Source organism: Sulfitobacter sp. PR48 (assembly GCF_028807335.1).
Classification (GTDB): domain Bacteria; phylum Pseudomonadota; class Alphaproteobacteria; order Rhodobacterales; family Rhodobacteraceae; genus Sulfitobacter.
Genome location: NZ_JARAMM010000008.1, coordinates 96,805 through 119,202 on the forward strand (window position 1 = coordinate 96,805; position 22,398 = coordinate 119,202).

Consider the following 22,398-nt stretch of genomic DNA (forward strand, 5'->3'; position numbering starts at 1 on the left):
CTCAGTTGCCCCCGGTTGAAGCATTGCCCGCAGCCGCCGCACCGCGTTCCGCCTCGATCTGGCGCCAGCGTGCGACATTCTCGTTATGCGCCTCCAGCGTGGTGGCAAAGGCATGTCCACCGGTGCCATCGGCGACAAAGAACACATAATCGGTCTCATCCGGCTGCGCCGCCGCCATCAGGCTGGCACGGCCCGGATTGGCAATCGGCGTGGGCGGCAACCCGGTGATCACATAGGTGTTCCAGGGCGTCTCCGCACGCAGCTCCGACCGCCGCAGGCCCCGGCCCAGCACACCTTCCCCCTTGGTGATCCCATAGATCACCGTCGGATCGGTCTGCAGCCGCATGTTCTGGTTCAACCGGTTCACAAAGACCGAAGCCACCTGCCCCCGTTCCTCCGGCACACCGGTCTCCTTCTCGACGATGGAGGCCAGGATCAGCAGATCTTCGGGGCTGCCGATGGGCAGATCGGGATCACGCGCTTCCCAGGCAGCGGCAACCAGCACCTCCTGTGCGGCCTCCATCTGCGCCAGGATTGCCGCGCGGTCGTCACCGGGGCGCACCTCATAGCTGTCGGGGGCCAGCGCGCCCTCGGGCGGCACATCCGCAATCTCGCCTTCCAGCAGGTCAATGCCCTTGAGCGCCTCGACCACCTGCCAGCTTGTCACGCCTTCGGCCATGGCCACCCGGAACCGGGTGTCAGGCTTTGCCCTGAGCGTGGTGAAAACCTCCGGCACATCGCCCTCGCCGGGCGTGAACTCCGCACGCTCCACGAAACGATTGGTGGCCGGGTCCAGTTCACGCACCTGTACCGACACGCGGTTCACCCCGATCCGGTAGACCACCTCGGTGCCACAGGTGCTGGCCCCGCCCTTGGTCACCACATCGACGATCTGCGACATCGAGGTGCCGGGCTGCACCAGGAAACTGCCGGCCTTCAACTGGCCCGTCTTCTCCTCGTAATCCGCGCCGATGCGAAAGATCGCGGCAGAGGAGATCGCACCCTGATCGACCAGGCTCTGACTGACCCTGCGCATGTTGGACCCACGCTCGACCTGGAGGCAAATCGCCTGATCCAGCGGCCCCTCAGCCTGATATTGTGACTTTCCCCAAAGAATGACACCGCCCAGCAGGAACAGTCCCACAATCAGGAACGTCACTGCGTTGGACGCAATATGTCGCCACATGAATCAGACCTTTCCGAACAGGACAGAGGCATTTGTCCCGCCGAACCCGAACGAGTTGCTCAGCGCCACCTTGATCTCGCGCTCGACCTTCTTGTTGGGCGCAAGGTCGATGGCGGTTTCCACCGCCGGGTTGTCCAGGTTGATGGTGGGCGGGGCCACCTGATCGCGGATCGCAAGGATCGAGAAGATCGCCTCGATCGCGCCGGCCGCGCCCAGCAGGTGCCCGGTGGCGGATTTGGTCGATGACATCGTCACCTTGCCCGCCGCATCGCCCAGCATCCGCTCGACCGCGCCCAGCTCGATGGTATCGGCCATGGTCGAGGTGCCATGCGCGTTGATATAGTCGATATCACCCGGCTCCAGCCCGGCACCACGCAACGCGCTGCGCATCGAGCGTTCGGCCCCGTCGCCATCCTCCGCCGGTGCGGTGATGTGATAGGCATCGCCCGAAAGCCCGTATCCCAGCACCTCGGCATAGATCTTGGCACCGCGCGCCTTGGCGTGTTCATATTCCTCCAGCACCACGATGCCGGCCCCCTCACCCATCACAAAGCCGTCGCGGTCCGCGTCATAGGGGCGGCTGGCCTTGGTGGGGTCATCGGCGCGCTTGGTGCTCAGCGCCTTGCAGGCGTTGAACCCGGCAATCCCGATTTCGCAGATCGCGGCCTCGGCCCCGCCCGCGATCATCACATCCGCATCACCATGCTGGATCAGCCGCGAGGCGTCGCCAATGGCATGCGCCCCGGTGGAACAGGCGGTCACGACCGAATGGTTCGGGCCCCGGAACCCGTAGCGAATGCTCACCTGTCCGGAAATCAGGTTGATCAGCGCGCCCGGCACAAAGAACGGGCTCACGCGGCGCGGCCCCTTTTCCTTCATCATGATCGCGGTATTGGCGATGGAATTCAGCCCGCCGATGCCGGAGCCGATCAGAACACCCGTCCGCTCAAGGCTCTCGCGGTCTTCGGGCATCCAGCCGGAATCCTCCACCGCCTGCTGCGCCGCCGCCATGCCGAACAGGATAAAGGTATCGACCTTGCGCTGTTCCTTGGGCTCCATGTATTTGCCCGCGTCAAAGGTCCCGTCGGACCCGTCGCCAAGGGGAACTTCGCAGGCATATTGCGTGATCACATTGCTCGCGTCGAAACAGGTGATCGGACCTGCCCCGGATTGCCCCGCCAGAATCCGCGACCAGCTTGCCTCGACCCCATCGGCCAAGGGCGTCACCAGCCCCAATCCTGTCACCACCACTCTGCGCATCATATGCCCCCTCATGTCTTTTACAGGGCTATACCTTGGCCAAGGCCCCGTGTTCAAGAGCCGAGGCTCGGCTCGGCTGGATCAGGCAAATCAGGCGGCAGACGGCTCAGCGCAGGAAAAGCACCAGCAGGACAAGGCCATAGCTTGTTTCAACCACAAAGCAGCCCAGCGTGTTCAGCGACTTCAGCGGCACGCCGTGTTGCAGGCGCCGGATCAGATGCCAGATGCCCTGCGCAAAGATCGTCACGACAATCAGCGCGGGCGAAGTGACAAGCCCCAGCACACCGCCGCAGATCAGGACCGAAGCGATCAGCGTCTCCGGCCCCAGCGGCGCGCGGCGGCCATGGGTCTTGGCCAGATAGGTCAGATTGACGAAAATGGAAAAAGCGGCCGCAATCAGCCAGATATGCGGACCGGCCAGCGGCATTTGCGGCACCATCACCAATGTCAGGTACAGGGCGCAGGCCGAGATAAGCAGATGCTGCTTTTGCCGCAGAAATTCCGAAAATGAGAGCATGAGTGAAAATACCTTGGTTTCCGATAGCTGAAAATCTGCCAGCACCACCGCCGTGCAGCAAGTCAGGCAAACCTTACCCCCTGTGGTGTCCCGTAGCCCCGGCGCGGCTCATACCGGCGGTCCCTTCCGGGTCAGCAGGACCACCGGATCACCGTCCATCTCGGTCTCGCGCATCGGGGTATAGCCCAGAGTCTCGGCAATCCGCAACGACCCTTCGTTGTCGGGCGTGATCAGGCAAACTGTCCGGCCCGCCACCACCCTGTCGAACCAGTCATGCGCCGCCTGCGCCGCCTCAAGCCCAAGGCCGCGCCCCTGTGCCCCGGGTTCCAGCACCCAGCCGGCCTCGGGAAAAGGATCAAAATCATCACCCAACCCCCTGGAACCAAAGAAAAATCCCGTTTGCCCGGACATTTCGGGCTGGCGATGTATCTGGATCGCCCATTGCCCGAAACCCGCGATCTGCCAATGCCCGGCATTGCGCAGAAACGCATCCCATGACCGCGTCTTGGGCCAGGGTTTGCCGGAAATATGGGTCACCACCGCCGGGGTTGCCCAGATCTCCGCGAAACGCGGAAAATCCTCGCGCCGCATCGCGCGCAGCGTCAGCCGGTGGGTATTGATCGTCGGAACATTGCGGGACATGCGGTGAATGACTTTCACTCTTGGGAACTGCCTGAACGCACATTGGCAAATGCCCGTGCTGCTTCGCAACCCCCGCCGCACCGCAGAAACGAAAAACGGCGTCAATCCGCAGAGGATGACGCCGTTCGATGGTTTTCAGCCGCGGCCATGCCGCCGGCCCATGGACTTAGGAAGCTTCCTTGATGAACTTCACCGCGTCGCCGAATGTCTGGATGTTCTCGGCTGCGTCATCGGGAATCTCGATGCCGAACTCTTCTTCGAATGCCATCACCAGTTCAACGGTGTCGAGGCTGTCGGCACCCAGATCGTCGATGAACGACGCATTCTCGGTGACTTTGTCCTCTTCAACACCAAGGTGTTCCACAACGATCTTTTTTACGCGGTCTGCGACGTCGCTCATAATAAGTCCTCATGTCTTCCGGTGGCCGGTATGACCCCCGTTTATACTAGCCTCATGCTGATGTTCAGCGGTTGGCGGATGCCCCGTTTCCGAAGCGGCTCTGACCCTTGTTCGCACAAGGCCCATAGGGCACGCAAGCACCCCCTTTTACGATTCTGCGCCCCCTTTAGCACATGACGCATGACACGCAAATGTTATTACAGCCTCCGGCCATTACCCCAAGACAGGTCACATCGCCAATGTCCCGAGAGCGCTTGGCGCGGCAGGGTATTGGCGATTCAAGGTCATGGCCTGACGCCACAGGCACAGGGTCACAACATGGCCATGCCGCCGTTGACGTGCAAGGTGGTGCCGGTCAGATAAGCGGCCTCCGCGCTGCTGAGATAGACAACCGCGCCCGCGATTTCCGCCGCGGTGCCCATCCGCCCCGCAGGGATCTGCCCCATGATTCCAGACTTCTGGTCGTCGGTCAGCTTGTCGGTCATTGCCGTGGCGATAAAGCCCGGTGCCACCGCGTTCACGGTGATGCCACGGCTTGCGACCTCATAGGCGAGCGATTTGGACATGCCCACCATGCCCGCCTTGGACGCAGCGTAATTCGCCTGGCCGGGGTTGCCGGTGGCCCCCACCACGCTCGAAATATTCACGATCCGGCCCCAGCGCGCCTTCATCATGCCGCGCATGACGCCTTTGCACAGCTTGAAGGTTGCCGTCAGGTTCACATCCAGCACCGACTGCCATTCTTCATCCGACATCCGCATGAACAGGTTGTCGCGGGTGATGCCCGCGTTATTGACCAGAATATCGACCGATCCCATCGCCTCAGCCGCCTGTTTCGGCAGGGCATCCACCGCCGCCAAGTCGCTCAGGTTGCAGGGCAGCACATGCGCCCGCTCGCCCAGTTCCGCCTTCAGCGCCTCCAGCGGCTCGGTCCGCGTGCCGGACAGGCCGACAACCGCCCCCTGCGCGTGCAATTGCCGCGCGATCTCTGCGCCGATGCCCCCGGACGCGCCGGTGATCAGCGCATTTTTCCCTGTCAGATCAAACATATATCTTCCTTTTCGTGGTCAATTCCCGACCGGCTCTGTCAGCAGGCCATAGCGGGCGATCTCGCCCGGTGTCATTTCATGTATCCCGTCCGAGGGGGCGGCAGCCAAGGTAAACCAGTAAAACGCATCGCTGCCCAGCATATCGGCGACATAGCTGCGGGTCATATCGTGTTCCGGCGCGCTGCGCGGATAGCTGCTGCCCTCGCGGTAGCCATTGCGCCAGCTGTGTACCCCCAGGGACGCGCCGCGCGCCATCGTGCGGCGGTTGCCCGCCAGGAAAAGATCCACCCCGCCCGAGTCGACCACGCTGTCCGGCGTCAGATGGGTGTCGATGCCGCGCGCGCGCAGCAGATAACCCATGCGCACGGTCGCCGCCCCATCGACAGAGCCGCTCACCTGCGTCGGCACCAGCGTCCTGACCTGCGGATTCTGCGCCAGAAGCCGCTCGAAATTGGCAGGTGTGCGGCTGGTGATTGTCCCGGCAAGATACAGCCTGTCGCCCTCGACGCGCAGGGTCGTGCCATCGCTGGCGTTCTCGATCGTCGCGCAGGCGGCCAGCGCCAGCAACAGGATCAGGGCAAGGCGCCGGAACATCAGGCGTCTTTCAGCGCGGCCACGTCCTCTGGCGTGCCGACCGCGCGGCAGGTGCTGTCCTTGGCGATGCGGCGGATCATGCCGGACAGGGCCTTGCCTGCGCCGATCTCCCAGAACTCGGTCACGCCCTGGGCGGCCATCCATTCCACCGAAGAGCGCCAGCGCACCCGGCCTGTCACCTGCTCGACCAGCAGTTCGCGGATGCGCCCCGCATCCGTCACGCTGGTCGCCAGCACATTGGCCACCAGCGGCACGGCCGGGTCCTTCATCTCGACCTCGCCCAGGGCGCGGGCCATCTCCTCTGCGGCGGGCTGCATCAGCGCGCAATGGAAAGGCGCAGAGACCGGCAGCGGCAGCGCGCGCTTGGCACCGGCCTCCTTGGCCAGCACCACGGCGCGATCAATCGCCGCCTTGCTGCCCGACAACACGTTCTGGCTGGGGTCGTTTTCATTGGCCAGCTGGCAGACATCGCCCTGTGCGGCCTCTGCCGCCACTTTCTCGGCGGCCTCGGCATCCAGCCCCAGAACCGCCGCCATGGCGCCCTGACCCACCGGCACCGCCGCCTGCATCGCGCGGCCCCGGATACGCAGCAACCGCGCCGTATCAGCCAGCGACAGGGTGCCTGCCGCACAAAGCGCGGAATATTCCCCCAGCGAATGCCCCGCGACAAAGGCCGCGCGGTCCAGGTCGAAACCTTCGGCGCGCATCGCGGCAAGGGCGGCCATCGAGGTCGCCATCAGCGCAGGCTGGGCGTTTTCGGTCAGGGTCAGCGCCTCTGCCTCGCCCTCCCAGATCAGCGCCGAGAGTTTCTCACCCAGCGCGTCGTCCACCGCGTCGAACACCGCCCGCGCCTCCGGGTAACTGTCGGCCAGCGCCTTGCCCATCCCGATGGTCTGTGCGCCCTGCCCTGGAAATACGAATGCGATGCTCATCTTGGCCTCCTCTTTGTTGGCATCGGGTCTAGCCTGCACGGCCAGCCGGAACAAGCCCGCAGCGCATCGCGCATGGCTGCACAGCGGGCCTGCGTCTATTGGCATTGCCCCGGCGGAAACAGCCGGTATCTATGCGCCAAACCCGACCGGAGACCCAGATGCCCCTGACCAACACACAGATCCGCTATGGCGGTGTCGCGAAAACCTTTCACTGGCTGACCGCGCTGCTGATCCTGACCCTGATTGTCCTGGGCCTCGTGGCCGAGGATCTGCCCTATGCCACCGATGCCGAACTTGCACGCAAGGCCTGGCTGTTCTCGCTGCACAAGACCCTTGGCGTGCTGGTCTTTTTCGTCGCCCTCGCCCGTATCCTCTGGGCAGTCAGCCAGCCCAGGCCGGGCCTGCTGAACGCCGACAAGAGGGCAGAGAGTTTTCTGGCCGAGCTGGTGCACTGGCTGCTCTATGGCGCGCTGGTGATCGTGCCGCTGTCGGGCTGGATCGGCCATGCCGCTGCCTCCGGCTTTGCGCCGATCTGGTGGCCGCTGGGGCAAAACCTGCCGCTGGTGCCCAAATCCACCAGCCTGGAACGTCTCGCCGGTGCGGTTCACTTTGTCTCGGGCCGTGTGCTGATCGGGGCGATCCTGCTGCATTTCATCGGCGCACTGAAACATCACGTCATCGACCGCGACAGCACCCTGCGCCGCATGTTGCCGGGCGACGCGCCGATTGGCCCCCTGCCGCAGGCCAGCCACAGCGCCCTACCGGTGGTGGCCGCTGTGGCAATCTGGTGCGCCTCGCTTGGTCTGGCCCTGAGCATGGCGCAGGGCGCGGATGGGGCGCTCCCCAATGGTCCGGCCCTGAGCGAAGTCACCTCTGACTGGCAGGTGCAGGAGGGCACGATCGCGCTGCGCGTGACCCAGTTCGGATCCGAGGTCGAAGGCCGTTTCGACGACTGGACCGCCGCGATTTCCTTTGACGATGCGCAGCCGACCGGTGTTGTGGGCGATGTCACCGCCACCATTTCCATCCCCTCGCTGACGCTGGGGTCGGTCACCAAACAGGCATTGGGCGCGGATTTCTTTGCCGCCGAGAGCTTTCCCACCGCCACCTTCAGCGGCGAGATCCGTCATGCCAGCGACGGGTACGAAGCCCTGGGCACCCTGACCATCAAGGACAGGTCAGTGCCGCTGACCCTGCCCTTCCTGCTGTCGATCCGGGACAACGCCGCCGAGATGCGGGCGGATGTGACCCTGGACCGGCGCGATTTTGGCATCGGTGACAACATGCCCAAGGAGGACAGCCTGGCCTTTGCGGTCGATGTCGCGATCCGGCTGACCGCGACCCGCAAGCAGGCAGGCACCGAATAGCAGCCTTCCAGATGCAAAAAGGCCGGGAACAATCCCCGGCCTGAGGTTGCTGAAAACGCACGTTCCTGCACCCGCCCCCCCGAAACAACGAAATCGTTCTTCCACGACGCCAGCCACAACCCTTGGCGCGGGCTGAAAGCCCGGGCCGCGCCCGACCCTCCCCCCGGGAGGGCGCTTTTGGTGACTTCTCGTATCACACTGACAACATTGATATTTGTAAGGGAAGCGCTCCGAATGCGCGTCTCAATGCGCCCTCCCAGGCTCGGGCGCGGCCCTTCGTTCGACAACGTAACGCAGAGCGCAGAAGAACGATTAGCCTCAGGCGGCAGTCGTTTCCGGGTTTGTCAACAGTCTGAGGCCGGGGACAATCCCCGGCCTTTCGCTTGTTCCGTTCAGGACGATCAGTCGGCTTTCATCGCCTCGACCGAGATGTTCACCTGAACCTCGTCGCTGACATAGGGCGCAAAGGCACCAAGGTCGAAGTCGGACCGCACGATGGTGGTGGTCGCATCGAAACCGGCCCAGGGTTTGCCCTCTTGCGGGTGGTCGCCAAGCTGGTTCAGCTTCGCATCCAGCACCACGGATTTGGTCACGTCGTTCATGGTCAGATCGCCGGTGATCAGGGCCGTATCCTCGCCGGTGACCTCGATCCCGGTTGAGGTAAAGGTGATCATGTCACCCTCTTCCGCACCGAAAAAGTCATCCGCCATGAAATGGTTCTTGCGCTGTTCCCAACCGGTGAACATCGACATGACCGGCATGGACACGGTGACGGAAGACGCCGCAGGGTCTTCCTGATCGAACATGATCTCACCCTCGAAGCCCGAGAAGATGCCGTAGGTTGTCGAAAAGCCGAGGTGTTCATAGCTGAACACGACCTGCGAGTGGCTGGGGTCCAGCGTGTATTTTTCCGCCTTGGTCGCCGTGTCGGCCGCCATTGCACCGGTCGCGCCAAGGGCCAGAGCCGCGGCAAAAATCATATGCTTCATGTGGTACTCCTGGGAGGATGTTGGTTGATCGTAGTGGCAGCAGATGTGCGGCTTGCCACGACGGAATCAATTCAACATGTCCTCACAGAGACTGCGCGCCAGCAAACAATTGCCTTCTGCGAACCCTTCCGGGCTGCGCATCTGCTGTCAGCGCATCAGGCGAGTTTGCCCGCGTCGCGCAGGCCGTTGATCAGGCTGTTGCGCAGGGATGTATCCGTCAGCGTCGCGACGGCCAGCAGGACGCCCTGCGCATCCCACAAACGGACAACCGGACCGCTGACCTCGGCCGCGCCAAGATCGGCAAAGCTGCTGCGCGTCAGCACCTCCCGCACGCCATAACCGTCGGGCCGGACCAGGCTGACGGTGCGGCGGATCGTGTCGATTTCGATTTCGGGCGCCCCGGGCTTGCTGCTGGCCAGCATCATGCCCAGTCCCGCCAGTGCCGCCGCCACGGAAAGCAGCAGCCGGAACAACATCACTTCCGCCTCGGCGGTGCCGGGTGCAAGCCAGATCACGAAAGCTGCCAGAAACAGCCCCGCACCACAGATCCGCTGCAATGTGCGGGCCAGCATCCGGCCCCCGTCCACCATGGATACCGGTTCACGCGTGATTGCGCCGCCTTTGGTAAAATCCGCTGCTGCCGTCATCTGCCCAATCCTTTATTTGGTTGGCCTTTATTTGGTTGGCCTTTGTTTGGTTGATGTGATGCTGCAAAAGGAATTGGACCAAAGCTGGGCGAAGCCGCGGCACGGATCGGACCTTGTTGAGACCGCTGGGCAGAACCGGCATTGCCGTCATGCATTTCCAATGCCGGATCAGCCCTTCAGGACAGGGTGGAAGGGTCCGGTGAGGCGGACAAAACTGCCGTCGATCACTGGCACCCAGGCCCGGAACAAGCCGAAGGCGCCGGGCCATCGCCTGCCCGCCCGTCGCACCGAAGGTGCCCCGATCAAACCGCAGCTTCGGCGACTGGCAACCGCGACACTCCCCGATTTGCCATTGCGACAAAGGATTTCCTGCGCTAATCCTGCCGCAGGTCCGGCCACCTGCTGCTCGCAGACGCAAGTCACGGTGAAGGTCGTGTAACATCTCTGACCTCACATGCACTTCGCAGGTCGGCAAGGCGAGCACCCTCCCCCATGTGAAGCAGCTTGCGAGGACCACAATGTCGAACCCTGCTCCAAATCCATTTGTCCACGGTGCCCTTGGCCCGATCTTTGCCCGAACCGCCCTGCCCATCATCTTTGTCATGGGGATGAACGGTTTGCTGGCTGTCGTGGACGCCATTTTCCTCGGCCGCTACGTCGGCGCGGACGCGCTGAGCGCCGTGACCCTGGTGTTTCCGCTTTATATGGTGATCGTCGCGCTGGCGACGCTGGTCTCCAACGGCATGTCCAGCATCCTTGCCCGCAACCTGGGCGCCGGAGACCGGGCCGGGGCGGCGCGAGTTTTTACCGGCGCCCATGGGCTCGCCCTGCTGATGAGCGGGGTGCTGATGCTGCTCTACCTGCTGTTCGGCGGGGTCGTGACCCTGGCGCTGGCCTCCGGGTCCGGGGTGCTGGCGGCCATGGGGCAGACCTATCTTGGCATCACGGTGTTCATGTCGCCGCTGTTCTTTGTCCTTGCGGTCAATTCCGACGCCCTGCGCAACGAGGGGCGCGTCGGCTTCATGGCTGCGATGAGCCTGCTGGTGTCGCTGTCGAACATCGGGTTCAACTACATCCTGATCGCCCTTCTGGGCCTGGGCGTGGCCGGCTCCGCCCTTGGCACGGCGCTGGCGCAGATGCTGGCGCTGGTCATCATCATCGCCTTCCGCAGCTTCGGGCGTACCGAGCTGCGCCCCGGTCTGCTGCTGCGCATCCCGCTCAACGCCTGCTGGGGGCGCATTCTGGCGCTGGGGGCACCGCAAAGCCTGAATTTCATCGGCCTCTCGCTCAGCTCCGCTGCGGTGATCGTGGTGCTGCAACTGGTGAACACGCCGCTTTATGAAACAACTGTCGCGGCCTTCGGCATCCTGACCCGCGTGATGACCTTTGCCTTTCTGCCGCTGCTCGGGCTGACCCACGCGCTGCAAACCATCGTCGGCAACAACTATGGCGCGCGGGCATGGGCACGTTCCGACACCGGGCTGCGGATCGGGCTTGGCACCGCATTTGTCTATTGCGCGGCAATGCAGGCGGTCTTTGTCACCATGCCGCAGAGCATCGCGGGCCTTTTTGTCACCGAACCGGGGGTCATCGCCGAATTCGCGCGCATCCTGCCGGTGAACACCGCGATGTTCTGGCTGGCCGGGCCGCTGATCGTCATTGCCTCCTATTTCCAGGCCATCGGCAATGCCAGCCGCGCCGCCCTTCTGGGGCTGACCAAAAGCTATGCTTTCGGCCTGCCGCTGACATTCTGCCTGCCGCTGATGCTGGGGGAGCCGGGGATCTGGCTGGCCGGGCCATTGGCGGAATGCATGATGGCGCTGCTGACCTTTGTGGTGCTGCAGCAGAGTGTTTCGGCGCTTGGCCTGCGCCGGGGGCTGTTCGCGGCGGGGCGCGGTCCGCAGCCCGGCTGACGTGAAAAACGGCGCGGGGCGCTTGCCCTGCGCCGCAAACCGTGTATATCGGCCTTTCCTTTGCACATCTGTTGAACCGCGCAGTCTCTCGTGGTGGGGCCGCAAGGGATACCGCCCCGCCTATGAAATGCGCCTTGATATAAATAGGAGACCGCATGCCGCTATATGAGCATGTCATGATTGCGCGTCAGGATCTGTCCAACACGCAAGCCGAAGGCCTTATCGAACATTTTGGCACCGTCCTGTCCGACAACGGCGGGAAACTCGTGGATAGCGAGTACTGGGGCGTCAAGACGATGGCCTACAAGATCAACAAGAACCGCAAGGGCCACTACGCCTTCCTGCGTTCGGATGCACCTGCACCGGCCGTTCAGGAAATGGAACGCCTGATGCGCCTGCACGACGACGTGATGCGCGTTCTGACCATCAAGGTCGACACCCACGCCGAGCTGCCCTCCGTGCAGATGCAGAAACGCGACGAGCGCCCCGAGCGCCGTGAGCGCCGTTGATCATCAGCTTGAAGAAAAGGACATAAACCATGGCTGCAAAACCATTTTTCCGCCGTCGCAAGGTCTGCCCCTTCTCGGGCGACAACGCACCTGCGATCGACTACAAGGACACACGTCTGCTGCAACGCTACATCTCCGAGCGTGGCAAGATCGTCCCCTCCCGCATCACCGCAGTTTCTGCGAAAAAGCAGCGTGAACTGGCCCGTGCCATCAAACGTGCCCGCTTCCTCGCCCTGCTGCCCTACGCCGTCAAGTAAGGAGAAAGCACATGCAAGTTATCCTTCTGGAACGTGTCGCCAAACTGGGTCAGATGGGCGAAGTCGTGGACGTAAAGCCCGGCTTTGCACGCAACTACCTGCTGCCGCAGGGCAAGGCGCTGTCGGCCTCCAAGGCCAACGTCGAAGCCTTCGAGGCGCGCAAGTCGCAGCTTGAAGCCGAGAACCTGGAAACCAAGAAAGAAGCCGACAAGATGGCGGACAAGCTGAACGGTCAGCAGTTCGTCGTGATTCGCTCCGCTTCCGACGCGGGCGCGCTTTACGGTTCCGTCACCACCCGTGACGCAGCCGATGCCGCGACCGAAGGCGGGTTCACCATCGACCGCAAGCAGGTCGTGCTGAGCGCCCCGATCAAGGAACTGGGCCTGCACGACGTGCTGATCGTCCTGCACCCCGAAGTCGAAGCGACCATTCAACTGAACGTGGCCCGTTCGGTCGAAGAAGCCGAGCTTCAGGCATCCGGCAAATCCATCCAGGAACTGGCAGCCGAAGAAGAAGCGGCCGCCGAGTTCGAAATCCAGGAGCTGTTCGACGATATCGGCGCAGCGCAGCTGGACGACATGGACATCGACACAGGCAATGATGCCGGCGAAGAAGCCGCATCTGGCGATCAGGAAGACACCGCAGGCCGCGGCTGAACCTTTCCTGACTGACATTGAAACGCCGCGCGGAAGGGTCCGCGCGGCGTTTTTGTTTCCGGCATCCGGTGTCGGGTAGAATCGACGTTTCTGTCACATTGCAAGCCCGCCTCAACAAGCCGCGCGCATGGCGGAGGCCGGGCGGGTGCATTGTGTACCAGTCACTGCAAAATCGGGGCAGCAGCAAACGCCGCACAAGCACCTTCCGACACCATGCAACAGCTGGTCCTCACCCCGGCGCGGCCCCCATCTCTCCGGCCAGGAAGGGCTCGGGGCTGGCGACCTCTTCCAGCTTGCCACGGCGAATCCACCAGAACCGGGTCCCCACCTGACGCAGAAAGCTGCGGTCATGGCTGACCAGCAGGCAGGAGGCGCCATGGGCAATCAACTCCTGCTCCAGCGCCTCCTGCCCTTCGATGTCCAGATGGTTCGTCGGCTCATCCAGCAGGTAGAAATTCGGGTTCTTCAGCCGCAGCACCAGCATCGCCAGCCGCGCCTTCTGCCCGCCCGAAAGCGCGCCGATCTTCCTGTCCTGCATGCCGATCTCCACCCCCGCCCCGGCCAGCACCCCGCGGGCGCGCTGGTCGCCGATGTCGAAAGCCCCGGTGATGGCCGTCATCGGGGTGTCATGGTCCGAAAGCTGGCTCAGATGCTGGTCCGAAATGGCCGGCACAACCGAGGGCGCGCATTTCACCGGGCCCTCGGCATCTGTCAGCGCCTGCGCGATCAGCATGACCAGACGGGTCTTGCCGGTGCCATTGGCCCCCAGCAGCACAACCCGGTCACCGGGCAGGATCCACTTCTGCCCGGTCCGGTACAACAGATCGCCGCCCGGCGTTTCAACCGGCACATCATCCAGTGTTATCAGCGCCTTGGCATGGGTTCCGCTGTTGGTGAGCCTGATCTCTCCCGCGCTGCGCTCCTGATGCGCGGGCCTGGCCGCCGCCTCCATCTGTGCGGCCCTTTCGTTCAGCTGCCGGGTCTTGACCACCAGCAGGTCGGAACCGGAGTTGATCCCGATGTTCTTGAGCTTGGCCGCCTGCCTGCGCAATTGCTGCGCCTTGTTGAGGTCATTTGCAAAGCGCCGCTCGTCGGCGGAATCGGCCTCGTCCAGCGCCCCCCGCGCGGCGCTATAGGGCAGCTGGAACACCCGGGAGCGTTCTGCCCGCAGGAACAGGGTGCGGTTGGTGGTCTCGTCCAGAAACGCCCGGTCATGGGATGTGGTCACGACCGCGACATCACGGGGCAAAGCTGTCAGCCAATCCTGCAACAGCCCGATCCGCTGCAGGTCCAGATGGTTGGTCGGCTCGTCCAGCAACAGCACATCCGGTTCGGTGATCCAGACCGAAGCCAGCATCGCGGTGCGTTGCCAGCCACCGCTGAGCGCGCCCAGCTCCTTGTGCTGAATGTCATATGGCACCTTGAGATCGTCCAGCACCACATCGACCCGCCAGCCCTCGTATTCGGCCTGTTCCGCCGGAAGCGCCGCAAGCACCCGGTCATAGAGCGTCTGGCCAAGTGCCGCCTCCGGCAGGTTCTGCGCGACATGGCCGGCGCGCAACCCCCGCGCGCGGGTGATCTCGCCGGTCGTGGGGTCCAGCTCACCGGCCAGGCATTGCAACAGGGTGGTCTTGCCGCGCCCGTTGGCGGCCACCAGACCGATGCGGTCGCCCCTGGTGATGTTCAGGCTCAGGTCAGAAAACAGCGATGCGCCAAGGGTGACGCCCAAAGCGTTGATATTGATGATGGTCATGGGATTCTCTGGTCAAACAAAGGGGTGCCGCAACGCGGCCATGGGCAGGCAGTTCGACGTGTCGTCTCTGACCAGCCCTGCAAACGGATTTACAGGGCGTAGCGGGGACCATGCTGAAGTCGGCGGATGATACGCATGTTCAGCTTGTGCCCTCCCCTTGTGCGTGTTGACCGATGCCGGAAGTCTAGAAAATCCGGATCCGAAGTGCAAGTTTCGGGGGTGTTCGGGCCAGCCTGCTGGCCGGCCCGGCCTCCCGCAGGCATGGGCACATCCGGCCTCATCCCCCTGCATTACAGGCCCATTGGGCCGATTCCCGCGCATCCCTCTGCGACTTCCCGCGCATCGCGGCGCTGCACCCTTGCCAGAAAGTCCGCTGCCGGTAGTTTCTGCGCAGTTGCCACAATCGCGAATCCGTACAATGTTTCATCACACCCGTCGCGCCGCGCTGGCCTTGCTTTGCGCCGCTGCCGTCTCTGCCTGTGCCGCCGCGCCAGAGGTCAAACCCGCCCCGCGGCTTGCCATTCCGCTGCACCCCAACGAGACTCCGGAGCTGCGGCAAAAGATCAACTATTGGGCCGATCATTACGAGCTGCCGCGCCCGCTGGTGCACAAGCTGGCGATCCGCGAAAGCACCCACAATCCCAAGGCGCGCAATGGCCCCTACTACGGGTTGTTGCAGATCCTGCCCGCCACCGCACGGTCGATGGGCTTCCAGGGCGCGCCCTCCGAGTTGCTGGATGCCGATACCAATCTTGAATATGCGCTGAAATACCTGCGCGGGGCATGGTTGCTCTCGGACGGTGACCAGAGCACCGCCATCAAATGGTACGCGCGCGGCTATTACTACGAGGCCAAGCGCCGCGGCATGCTGGTCGAGACCGGGCTGCGCAGCGGCTGATCCCTGCCCGCGCCGGACGATATTATCATCCACCTCTTGAAGCCAGCACCAGCCGCCATGATCTAGGCGTTACCGGGTGGCGCAGTGATCGGCATCGTGTCTGTTCCGGTCTTTCCGGGACACCCAAATGATTGATCTTGCGCTTATCGTGATCGGCTTTGCCGGTCTGCTGGTCGGTGGCAACTGGCTGGTGGACGGGGCCGTGGGCCTTGCCACGCGCTGGGGTGTATCCCCGCTGGTGATCGGGCTGACGCTGGTGGGTTTCGGCACCTCGATGCCGGAACTGGTGACATCGGTGCAGGCCGCCCTTGCAGGCTCTCCCGGCATTGCGATCGGCAATGTGGTGGGCAGCAATATCGCCAATATCCTGCTGATCCTGGGGCTGACCTGCGCGCTCAGCCCGATGGTGGTGGCCAGGGCAACGCTGCAGCGCGACGGGCTGGTCATGCTGGGGGCCACAGGTGCCGCACTTGTGCTGGTGCTCTGGGGCAGCATCACCCGACCCATGGGGCTGCTGCTGGTGGCCGGTCTGGCGCTTTACCTTGTCAGCGCCCTGCGGCGCGGTGAGGATAACCTGGACTGCATCAGTGACACACCCGCTGCGCCGCTCTGGCGCGCGTCGCTCGGGGTGCTGGGCGGTCTGATCGTGACGATCCTCGCGGCACGCGCCCTGGTGAGTGGCGCGGTTGCCGTGGCCGCCTCCTGGGGGGTGTCAGAGGCCTTGATCGGGGTGACCATCGTGGCGGTCGGCACCTCCCTGCCGGAACTGGTGACCTCGATTGTCGCCGCACGCAAGGGTCAGGCCGAGATGGCCTTTGGCAATATCATCGGCAGCAACATCTTCAACGTGCTGGGAATTCTCGGCGTCACCGCACTTGTGCGCCCGATGCAGGTGCCTGCGCAATTCGTCACACTGGACATCTGGGTGATGACAGCGGCCGCACTGGCGGTTCTGGTCATGGGGGCAACGGGCCGGCGGATCAGCCGGGGCGAAGGGGCGGCGCTGCTTGCGGGTTACACCGCCTATACCGGGTTTCTCATCTTTGGCTGACGGTCAGTCAAACCCGACAAACCGGGCAACCTCATCCACCCCGCGCCGCCGGGAGCGCACCGCATTGGCGGAAAAACTGTCATCGGGCCAGCCCATGGCGACACAGGTCAGGATCACCTGATCCTCCGGGATCTTCGCATGTTCGCGCACCACGGGCGATTGCATGATGCCCTGCCCGTTGATCACGGTGCCAAGGCCCCTGCTCCATGCCGCCAGCACCAGACCATAGGTCACCGCCCCCAGATCGAAATGGGCGATTGTGCCTTTCTCGGTCAGGCTCTTGTCAAAGCAGACCACAATCGACACCGGCGCGTCAAACTGGCGAAAGCCGCGCATGACCCAGTCCTGCCGCCTTGCCTTGTCGTCGCGCTCGATCCCCATGGCCCCGAAAAGCTGTTTGGCGATCTCCACCTGGCGGTCGCGGTGGACGCCTTCATAGGCGCCATGGTCATTGATCTCGCGCTGGGGCGGGACGCCGCCCAGCATGCGGCTGGAATTGCCCTCCCGCACCTTCTCCAGCGGATCGCCGGTCAGCACATGCAGATGCCAGGGCTGGGTGTTCATCGAGGAGGGCGCGCGCATTGCCAGGGCAATGATCTCTTCCAGAAGGGCGCGCGGCACGGGGTCATTGGTGAACCCACGGATGCTGCGCCGTTCCAGCATGGCCTGATCCAGTTCCATCGCGATGTCCCTCCTGCGCCTCCGCGCCAGGATGCACCAAGGCTGCTGCGGGGACAATCGGCGCTGGCGGTAACGTGGCGGCACAGGGGCCGAAACGCAAAACGGCCGGCCTGCATGTTACCGCGGCCGCCCACCGGAGTTTTCAAAAACTCCGAACCGTTTTCTTCGAAGAAAACCGCGCTTTCACCCGGCATGCACCCCTTGCCACCCGCCGGAGTTTTCAAAAACTCCGGGTCGATTTTTTCGAAAAAATCGCCCCCAAACGCAAAAGGCCGTGCCCAACGGACACGGCCCTGCAAGCGTCGGCAGAGACGCGGTTTATTCGTCTTCCAGCGCCTCGACAGCCTTCTGAAGGTCCTCTTTGGACACTTCTTTTTCTGTCACTTTCGCCTGTTCGGCGATGTGATCGATCACCTTGTCCTCGAACAGCGGCGCGCGCAGCTGCTGCTGCATCTGCTGGTTCTGCTGCACGAATTCAAAGAACTGACGCTCCTGGCCCGGATACTGGCGTGCCTGGTTCATGATCGACTGGGTCATCTCGGCGTCCGAGACTTCGACCTCGGCCTTCTGACCGATCTCTGCCAGCAGCAGGCCCAGACGCACCCGGCGTTCCGCCAGCGTCTTGTGCTCATCCGTGGTTTCGATCTCGGGGTGGTCGTGGCCCTGCACGTCCGGGTTGTCCTCGTGCCACAGCTGATGCGCGATCTGGCCCGCTTCGGCTTCCACCAGCGAGGGCGGCAGATCAAAGCTCACCAGCTTGTCCAGCGCATCGAGCAGGCCGCGCTTCATGACCGCACGGGAAGCACCGGCATATTCCGCTTCCAGTCGTTCCGCGATCTGCTTTTTCAGACCTTCCAGATCCTCGGAACCGAATTTGGTCGCCAGTTCGTCGTTGATCTCTGCGGCGACGGGTTCCTTGACCTCCTTGATGGTGCAGTCAAAGGTCGCTTCCTTGCCCTTGAGATGCTCGGCCTGGTAGTCGTCGGGGAAATTGACGGTGACCGCCTTTTCCTCGCCGGCCTTCACGCCCACCAGCTGGTCTTCAAAGCCGGGGATGAAGGAGTTGGAGCCCAGCACCAGCGGATAATCCTCGGCAGAGCCGCCTTCAAAGGCTTCTCCGTCGACCTTGCCGACGAAGTCGATGACAACCTGGTCACCGTCCTTGGCCTTGGAGCCTTTCTTGCGGGCTTTGAAATCCTGCGCGGTTTCGGCCAGGTTCTTCAGCGCCTCGTCGATGGCGGCGTCGTCGGCCTTGACCACCAGCTTTTCCAGCTCGATCTGGGACATGTCGATCTCGGGGATCTCGGGCAGCGCCTCATAGGTCATGGTAACCTCGACGTCGTCGCCTTCTTTCCAGTCTTCGTTGGTCATCTTGACTTCTGGCTGCATCGCGGGGCGGTCGCCGGATTTCTCAAAATGCTCGTTCATCGCGCCGTCGATGCTTTCCTGCATCGCTTCGCCCATCACGCGCTGGCCAAACTGCTTTTTCAGCAGCGCCATCGGCACCTTGCCCTTGCGAAAACCCTTCATCTCAACGTCAGGCTGCGCCTCGGCCAGTTTCTCGTTCACCTTGGCGTCCAGTTCAGCCGCCGTCAGCGTGATGGCATAGCCGCGTTTCAGACCGTCGTTCAGCGTCTCGTTGACCTGCATGTGTGCTCCATAGAATAAGGCCGCGCCGAATGGGGCGCGGGCGAAAATTTCTGCCCTTCTATTGAGCAGGGCGCTGGGGTGCAAGGGGATTTGGGGCGCTGAGTCTAGTCCTGGGTATAAAGCAGGACAAGCGCATCGGCTTCTTGTAGCACAACTTCACTTTGCCGGGCGGCGTCACGCAGGATTTCTTCGGTGATCTCACCACCTCCCACAACCTCCTCCAGCATCTGTTTCATCGGCTTCCAACTTTTTTTCACGGCACGTAGCTGACCGCGCTGCTTAGGCTTCGGCTTGCCGCCCAACGCGCCGTCCTTGCCGCCCCTGAACAGCCGGTGTAGCGCCGTGTCAAAGACATCGACTGTATCTGCCAGAGCTTCGCGTACATCCGCGCCCCCGATGCCGATCGACAGGAAACAAAGCTCCTTGACCATTTTCTGGCTCAGCATGCCCTGCCGGCCCGCAAGCACAATTGCCGCAGCGATCCCGGGATCAATCTGCGCGGTGCCGTAATGCGCCTCCATCAATTCCATGGTTGCATTCATTTCAGTCAAGGCCGGAACATTGCGGCTGACCATCAACCAGACAACAACTGTGTGCAGGTCACCCGCTGCGATTTGCCTTACCGACGCGGTCAGCCCCGAAGAAAGAGCCGCAGTGCGCGCCAGCCCCGCACGGACGTCAGGATAGGTTTCTTTCAGCACGCCCTGTTCGGCATTGCCCTCGGCAAGACTGACAAGCATCTCGTCAAAACTGGTTGCGGCATCATGCGCGCGGCGCGCTTCGACCTCCGCGTCGACCGACACCATCGACAGACAGGCGCTTTTGGCCATCCGCTGGCTTAACATGCGCTGTCGTGCGGCCAGGCTGATCCTGTTGCGGGCATTTTGCGCGGCATCGACCTCGGCCCAGGCTTGCTGGCCATAACCCGCGCCGCATAATCCCGCCAAGACCAGCGCCACGGTCAAAAATGACCGCGACACTGCTGATATAATGTACGTCATGCGGCCATCCTGATGAACTTGCTCGGCCCGAATTAATCACGCCGGCGTAAAAAGTTCCTGAATGGCCGCCCGCCGGCTCACATGCCCAGCGCTTCCTTGTACATTTCCAGCACCGCTTCCTCTTCGGCAATGTCGTCCTTGTCGCGCTTGCGCAGGGCAATCACCTTGCGCATCACCTTGGTGTCATAGCCGCGCGCCTTGGCCTCGGCCATGACTTCCTTCTGCTGCTCGGCCAGGTCCTTTTTCTCGGCGTCCAGCCGTTCGATCCGTTCGATGAACTGGCGCAGTTCATTGGCGGTCACGCGGTAGGTCGCATCGCCCACTGTATCGACAACTTCGGGGTTGGTGCCTGTATCGCTCATTGCGTTCTCCTGCGCTTGGTGTTGGTCGGCACTGACTACAAGCGCGCCGCGCGCCCTGCAAGACGCACTTGATCCGGTCCCCTCTTTGGCGTAGCGGAGGCGCCATGGAAACAAGTGCGACCAACATACTGGACATCGTGATCTGGACCGGGGCGGCGATTTCGCTGCTGGGGCTGGTCGGGCTGATCTGGTGCATCATCAGCGTGTCACGCGCCAAACGCGCCAGGCTGGACGATGAGGCGATGCGCCAGGTGCTGAAATCCGCGATCCCGCTGAACCTGGGCGCGCTGTTTCTCTCCGTGATCGGCCTGATGATGGTGATCGTCGGCATCTTTCTGGGCTAGTTCCGGACCCGAAACGCATCGCATCGCTGGACAGAAGGCAACGGTCTGCGTAAATCATCCCATGGACATTCGACAACTCACCCCCCGCTATTTCGTGGCCCCCCAGATCGATCCGTCGGACATGGAGGCCATTCGCGCTGCGGGCATCACCCGCATCCTGTGCAACCGCCCGGATGCCGAGGTGCCGCCCAGCCACCAGGCCGCCGCCATCCGGGCCGCCGCCGAAGCGGCCGGCATCGGCTTTGCGCTGCAACCGCTGACCCATCAGACCATGGTGCCGGAAGTGATCGGGCAAAACCGCGCGCTGGGGGCAGACACGGATGATGTGGTGCTGGCCTATTGCGCCTCCGGCACACGGTCCACCATCGCCTGGGCGCTGGGTCAGGCCGGGCAGATGCCGGCGGAGGAGATCGTTGCCGCCGCCCGCGCGGGTGGCTATGACATCTCCAACATCCGGCCGGCGCTGGACGCCCCTTTCACCTGATCGTTCAGCCTGCCTTGCGCTCTGACAGGTCGGGCAGATCGTCCAGCTCTGGCAGGTCGTCCAGGTCAGGCAGGTCGTCAAGCCCGGGCAGCCCGTCAAGTTCGGGCAGGTCACTCATGTCTGACAGATCCAGTTCCGGCAGATCCGACAAATCCGGCAGGTCGGGCATGGCATCGGCGCCTGCGGGGCTCACATCCAAAGCCTGCATCTCCGGCGGCTCCGACGCTGGCATGCCCGCCTGCGGCAGCGGTTCAGGCTCGCGCTGATCCAGCTCCGCCCGGTCGCTGGCGCGGCGGCGGGGGGTCTGCGCCGCCGGTTTGGCCGGCACGATCCGCAGCGCACGGCATCCGTCCAGCTGCCCCAGCATACCGCGCGCCAGCGTGCCGCCACCGGGCCTGAGCACCTCTGCCCGGTCAAAGCGCGCCCCGTTCAGGTCAAGCAGATCGCCCACCTGCAACCGGCCCAGCTTTGCCAGCGGCATGCGCAGCCGCGCCAGCGCAATGTCCAGCGCAACATCCAGCGCCAGCACCGATTCCGACAATGTGGCGGGGCGCTGTTCAGCCCTGCTGGCAGCCTCCTGCCCCTCCTGCGCCGTGGGGTGCTGTGCCGTGGCATCATCCGGTTCCGGCATGCAGAACAGGATCTGGCCCTGCCGCAGGCCGCCCGCAATATCCACGGTCAGGGTGATCAGGCGGTAGGCCTGTGCCTCAAGCGCCAGGGACAGCAGGCGCGGCGTATCGACCCGGCTGCCAAAGGCATATCCCGCCAGCAGCCGCTTGTCCGTGGGCGCGTCGGGCAGCGCCGCCGCCCGGCTGATCAGCGCATTCACGAAAGGGGCGGTGATGGCCGCATCGGTATCCGTCATCGGGCGCGGATCGCCCCCGGCATCGGGCAATACCTGCGCCATGGTCTGCTGCTGGATCAGCGCGCCGACCAGCAAAGGGTCCAGCGCCGCCGCCGCGGGCCGCCCATCGGGGCCATCAAGCAGGATCAACAGGTGCTGCGCGTCAAAGTGATCCTGCACCTCATCACCCGAAACCTCTGCCACCCGGATGGCAAGGGCGGCCAGCGCCAGATCAAATAGCTCATCCGCCACCTTCGCCAGGCCAAGGCGCAGGGATTTGGCCAAAGTCATCGCGCGGGCCTGATGGCTGGCGCGCCCCCGGTCGGTCTTGCGCCGCAGAACGGAGCCTTCCCCAGGGTCTGAATTTTGTCGAGCTTGCCCCATGGCCACCCTTCATGCGCGCATCATTGCC

Annotated in this window: 25 protein-coding genes; 9 read left to right on the top strand and 16 right to left on the bottom strand. The window is 63.5% G+C overall.

What is annotated here, in order from left to right:
* Position 1 precedes the first annotated feature (1 nt).
* From mltG to fabD, 8 genes are all read right to left on the bottom strand, one after another.
* On the bottom strand, positions 2–1,186 hold the full coding sequence (gene mltG, locus PVW51_RS12270) for an endolytic transglycosylase MltG (protein WP_274575290.1): 1,185 nt from the start codon (positions 1,184–1,186) through the stop codon (positions 2–4).
* Positions 1,187–1,189: 3 nt separating this feature from the next.
* Positions 1,190–2,446 (bottom strand): beta-ketoacyl-ACP synthase II, encoded by a 1,257-nt coding sequence (gene fabF, locus PVW51_RS12275; protein ID WP_269364347.1) that lies wholly within the window; start codon positions 2,444–2,446, stop codon positions 1,190–1,192.
* A gap of 106 nt (positions 2,447–2,552) precedes the next feature.
* Positions 2,553–2,963, bottom strand: coding sequence for a hypothetical protein (locus PVW51_RS12280; RefSeq protein ID WP_269364349.1), 411 nt, complete (start codon positions 2,961–2,963; stop codon positions 2,553–2,555).
* A gap of 108 nt (positions 2,964–3,071) precedes the next feature.
* The gene (locus tag PVW51_RS12285; protein WP_274575291.1) at positions 3,072–3,605 is read right to left on the bottom strand and encodes a GNAT family N-acetyltransferase; all 534 of its coding nucleotides are present in this window, start codon (positions 3,603–3,605) and stop codon (positions 3,072–3,074) included.
* Positions 3,606–3,771: 166 nt separating this feature from the next.
* Positions 3,772–4,005 (bottom strand): acyl carrier protein, encoded by a 234-nt coding sequence (locus PVW51_RS12290; protein WP_025048350.1) that lies wholly within the window; start codon positions 4,003–4,005, stop codon positions 3,772–3,774.
* Between the two features lie 311 nt (positions 4,006–4,316).
* On the bottom strand, positions 4,317–5,054 hold the full coding sequence (gene fabG / locus PVW51_RS12295) for a 3-oxoacyl-[acyl-carrier-protein] reductase (RefSeq protein ID WP_269364353.1): 738 nt from the start codon (positions 5,052–5,054) through the stop codon (positions 4,317–4,319).
* An 18-nt stretch (positions 5,055–5,072) separates the two neighbouring features.
* Positions 5,073–5,648 (bottom strand): alpha/beta hydrolase, encoded by a 576-nt coding sequence (locus PVW51_RS12300; protein WP_274575294.1) that lies wholly within the window; start codon positions 5,646–5,648, stop codon positions 5,073–5,075.
* Positions 5,648–6,580 carry an ACP S-malonyltransferase gene (gene fabD / locus PVW51_RS12305; protein ID WP_274575295.1) on the bottom strand — a complete coding sequence of 311 codons (933 nt, stop codon included), beginning with the start codon at positions 6,578–6,580 and terminating at the stop codon, positions 5,648–5,650. The genes PVW51_RS12300 and fabD overlap by 1 nt, the downstream gene beginning before the upstream one ends.
* A 158-nt stretch (positions 6,581–6,738) precedes the next feature.
* On the opposite strand from fabD, the gene PVW51_RS12310 reads away from it, so the two are divergent.
* Positions 6,739–7,947 (top strand): cytochrome b/b6 domain-containing protein, encoded by a 1,209-nt coding sequence (locus tag PVW51_RS12310; protein WP_274575296.1) that lies wholly within the window; start codon positions 6,739–6,741, stop codon positions 7,945–7,947.
* A gap of 401 nt (positions 7,948–8,348) precedes the next feature.
* On the opposite strand, the gene PVW51_RS12315 is transcribed toward PVW51_RS12310, so the two are convergent.
* Complete coding sequence (locus PVW51_RS12315) at positions 8,349–8,936, bottom strand: YceI family protein (protein WP_274575297.1); 588 nt, start codon at positions 8,934–8,936, stop codon at positions 8,349–8,351.
* A gap of 155 nt (positions 8,937–9,091) precedes the next feature.
* The gene (locus tag PVW51_RS12320) at positions 9,092–9,583 is read right to left on the bottom strand and encodes a hypothetical protein (protein ID WP_274575298.1); all 492 of its coding nucleotides are present in this window, start codon (positions 9,581–9,583) and stop codon (positions 9,092–9,094) included.
* A gap of 518 nt (positions 9,584–10,101) precedes the next feature.
* Here PVW51_RS12320 and PVW51_RS12325 point away from each other — a divergent pair.
* From PVW51_RS12325 to rplI, 4 genes are all read left to right on the top strand, one after another.
* Complete coding sequence (locus PVW51_RS12325; protein ID WP_274575299.1) at positions 10,102–11,496, top strand: MATE family efflux transporter; 1,395 nt, start codon at positions 10,102–10,104, stop codon at positions 11,494–11,496.
* 155 nt (positions 11,497–11,651) lie between these two features.
* Positions 11,652–12,005, top strand: coding sequence for a 30S ribosomal protein S6 (rpsF, locus tag PVW51_RS12330; protein ID WP_067288809.1), 354 nt, complete (start codon positions 11,652–11,654; stop codon positions 12,003–12,005).
* A gap of 29 nt (positions 12,006–12,034) precedes the next feature.
* Positions 12,035–12,262 carry a 30S ribosomal protein S18 gene (rpsR, locus tag PVW51_RS12335; protein ID WP_005852865.1) on the top strand — a complete coding sequence of 76 codons (228 nt, stop codon included), beginning with the start codon at positions 12,035–12,037 and terminating at the stop codon, positions 12,260–12,262.
* Between the two features lie 11 nt (positions 12,263–12,273).
* Positions 12,274–12,918 (top strand): 50S ribosomal protein L9, encoded by a 645-nt coding sequence (rplI, locus tag PVW51_RS12340; RefSeq protein ID WP_274575300.1) that lies wholly within the window; start codon positions 12,274–12,276, stop codon positions 12,916–12,918.
* A gap of 229 nt (positions 12,919–13,147) precedes the next feature.
* On the opposite strand, the gene PVW51_RS12345 is transcribed toward rplI, so the two are convergent.
* Positions 13,148–14,671 carry an ABC-F family ATP-binding cassette domain-containing protein gene (locus PVW51_RS12345; RefSeq protein WP_274575302.1) on the bottom strand — a complete coding sequence of 508 codons (1,524 nt, stop codon included), beginning with the start codon at positions 14,669–14,671 and terminating at the stop codon, positions 13,148–13,150.
* A gap of 418 nt (positions 14,672–15,089) precedes the next feature.
* Here PVW51_RS12345 and PVW51_RS12350 point away from each other — a divergent pair, with 418 nt between their 5' ends.
* Positions 15,090–15,569, top strand: coding sequence for a lytic transglycosylase domain-containing protein (locus PVW51_RS12350; RefSeq protein WP_274575304.1), 480 nt, complete (start codon positions 15,090–15,092; stop codon positions 15,567–15,569).
* A gap of 127 nt (positions 15,570–15,696) precedes the next feature.
* The gene (locus PVW51_RS12355; RefSeq protein ID WP_274575305.1) at positions 15,697–16,620 is read left to right on the top strand and encodes a calcium/sodium antiporter; all 924 of its coding nucleotides are present in this window, start codon (positions 15,697–15,699) and stop codon (positions 16,618–16,620) included.
* 3 nt (positions 16,621–16,623) lie between these two features.
* On the opposite strand, the gene PVW51_RS12360 is transcribed toward PVW51_RS12355, so the two are convergent.
* The 4 genes from PVW51_RS12360 to PVW51_RS12375 all read right to left on the bottom strand — a co-directional run bounded on the left by PVW51_RS12360 (position 16,624) and on the right by PVW51_RS12375 (position 20,314).
* Positions 16,624–17,301, bottom strand: a complete 678-nt coding sequence (locus tag PVW51_RS12360; RefSeq protein ID WP_274575306.1) for a nitroreductase — start codon at positions 17,299–17,301, stop codon at positions 16,624–16,626.
* 318 nt (positions 17,302–17,619) lie between these two features.
* Positions 17,620–18,951 (bottom strand): trigger factor, encoded by a 1,332-nt coding sequence (gene tig, locus PVW51_RS12365; RefSeq protein ID WP_274575309.1) that lies wholly within the window; start codon positions 18,949–18,951, stop codon positions 17,620–17,622.
* 104 nt (positions 18,952–19,055) lie between these two features.
* Complete coding sequence (locus tag PVW51_RS12370; RefSeq protein ID WP_274575310.1) at positions 19,056–19,952, bottom strand: type IV pili methyl-accepting chemotaxis transducer N-terminal domain-containing protein; 897 nt, start codon at positions 19,950–19,952, stop codon at positions 19,056–19,058.
* 77 nt (positions 19,953–20,029) lie between these two features.
* Positions 20,030–20,314, bottom strand: coding sequence for a DUF2312 domain-containing protein (locus PVW51_RS12375; protein WP_067288826.1), 285 nt, complete (start codon positions 20,312–20,314; stop codon positions 20,030–20,032).
* A gap of 104 nt (positions 20,315–20,418) precedes the next feature.
* Here PVW51_RS12375 and PVW51_RS12380 point away from each other — a divergent pair, with 104 nt between their 5' ends.
* Positions 20,419–20,658, top strand: a complete 240-nt coding sequence (locus PVW51_RS12380; RefSeq protein WP_269364387.1) for a hypothetical protein — start codon at positions 20,419–20,421, stop codon at positions 20,656–20,658.
* Positions 20,659–20,719: 61 nt separating this feature from the next.
* Positions 20,720–21,142, top strand: a complete 423-nt coding sequence (locus PVW51_RS12385) for a TIGR01244 family sulfur transferase (RefSeq protein WP_269364389.1) — start codon at positions 20,720–20,722, stop codon at positions 21,140–21,142.
* A 4-nt stretch (positions 21,143–21,146) separates the two neighbouring features.
* Here PVW51_RS12385 and PVW51_RS12390 read toward each other — a convergent pair whose 3' ends face one another.
* Positions 21,147–22,370, bottom strand: coding sequence for a FliM/FliN family flagellar motor C-terminal domain-containing protein (locus PVW51_RS12390; RefSeq protein ID WP_274575312.1), 1,224 nt, complete (start codon positions 22,368–22,370; stop codon positions 21,147–21,149).
* Positions 22,371–22,398 lie beyond the last annotated feature (28 nt).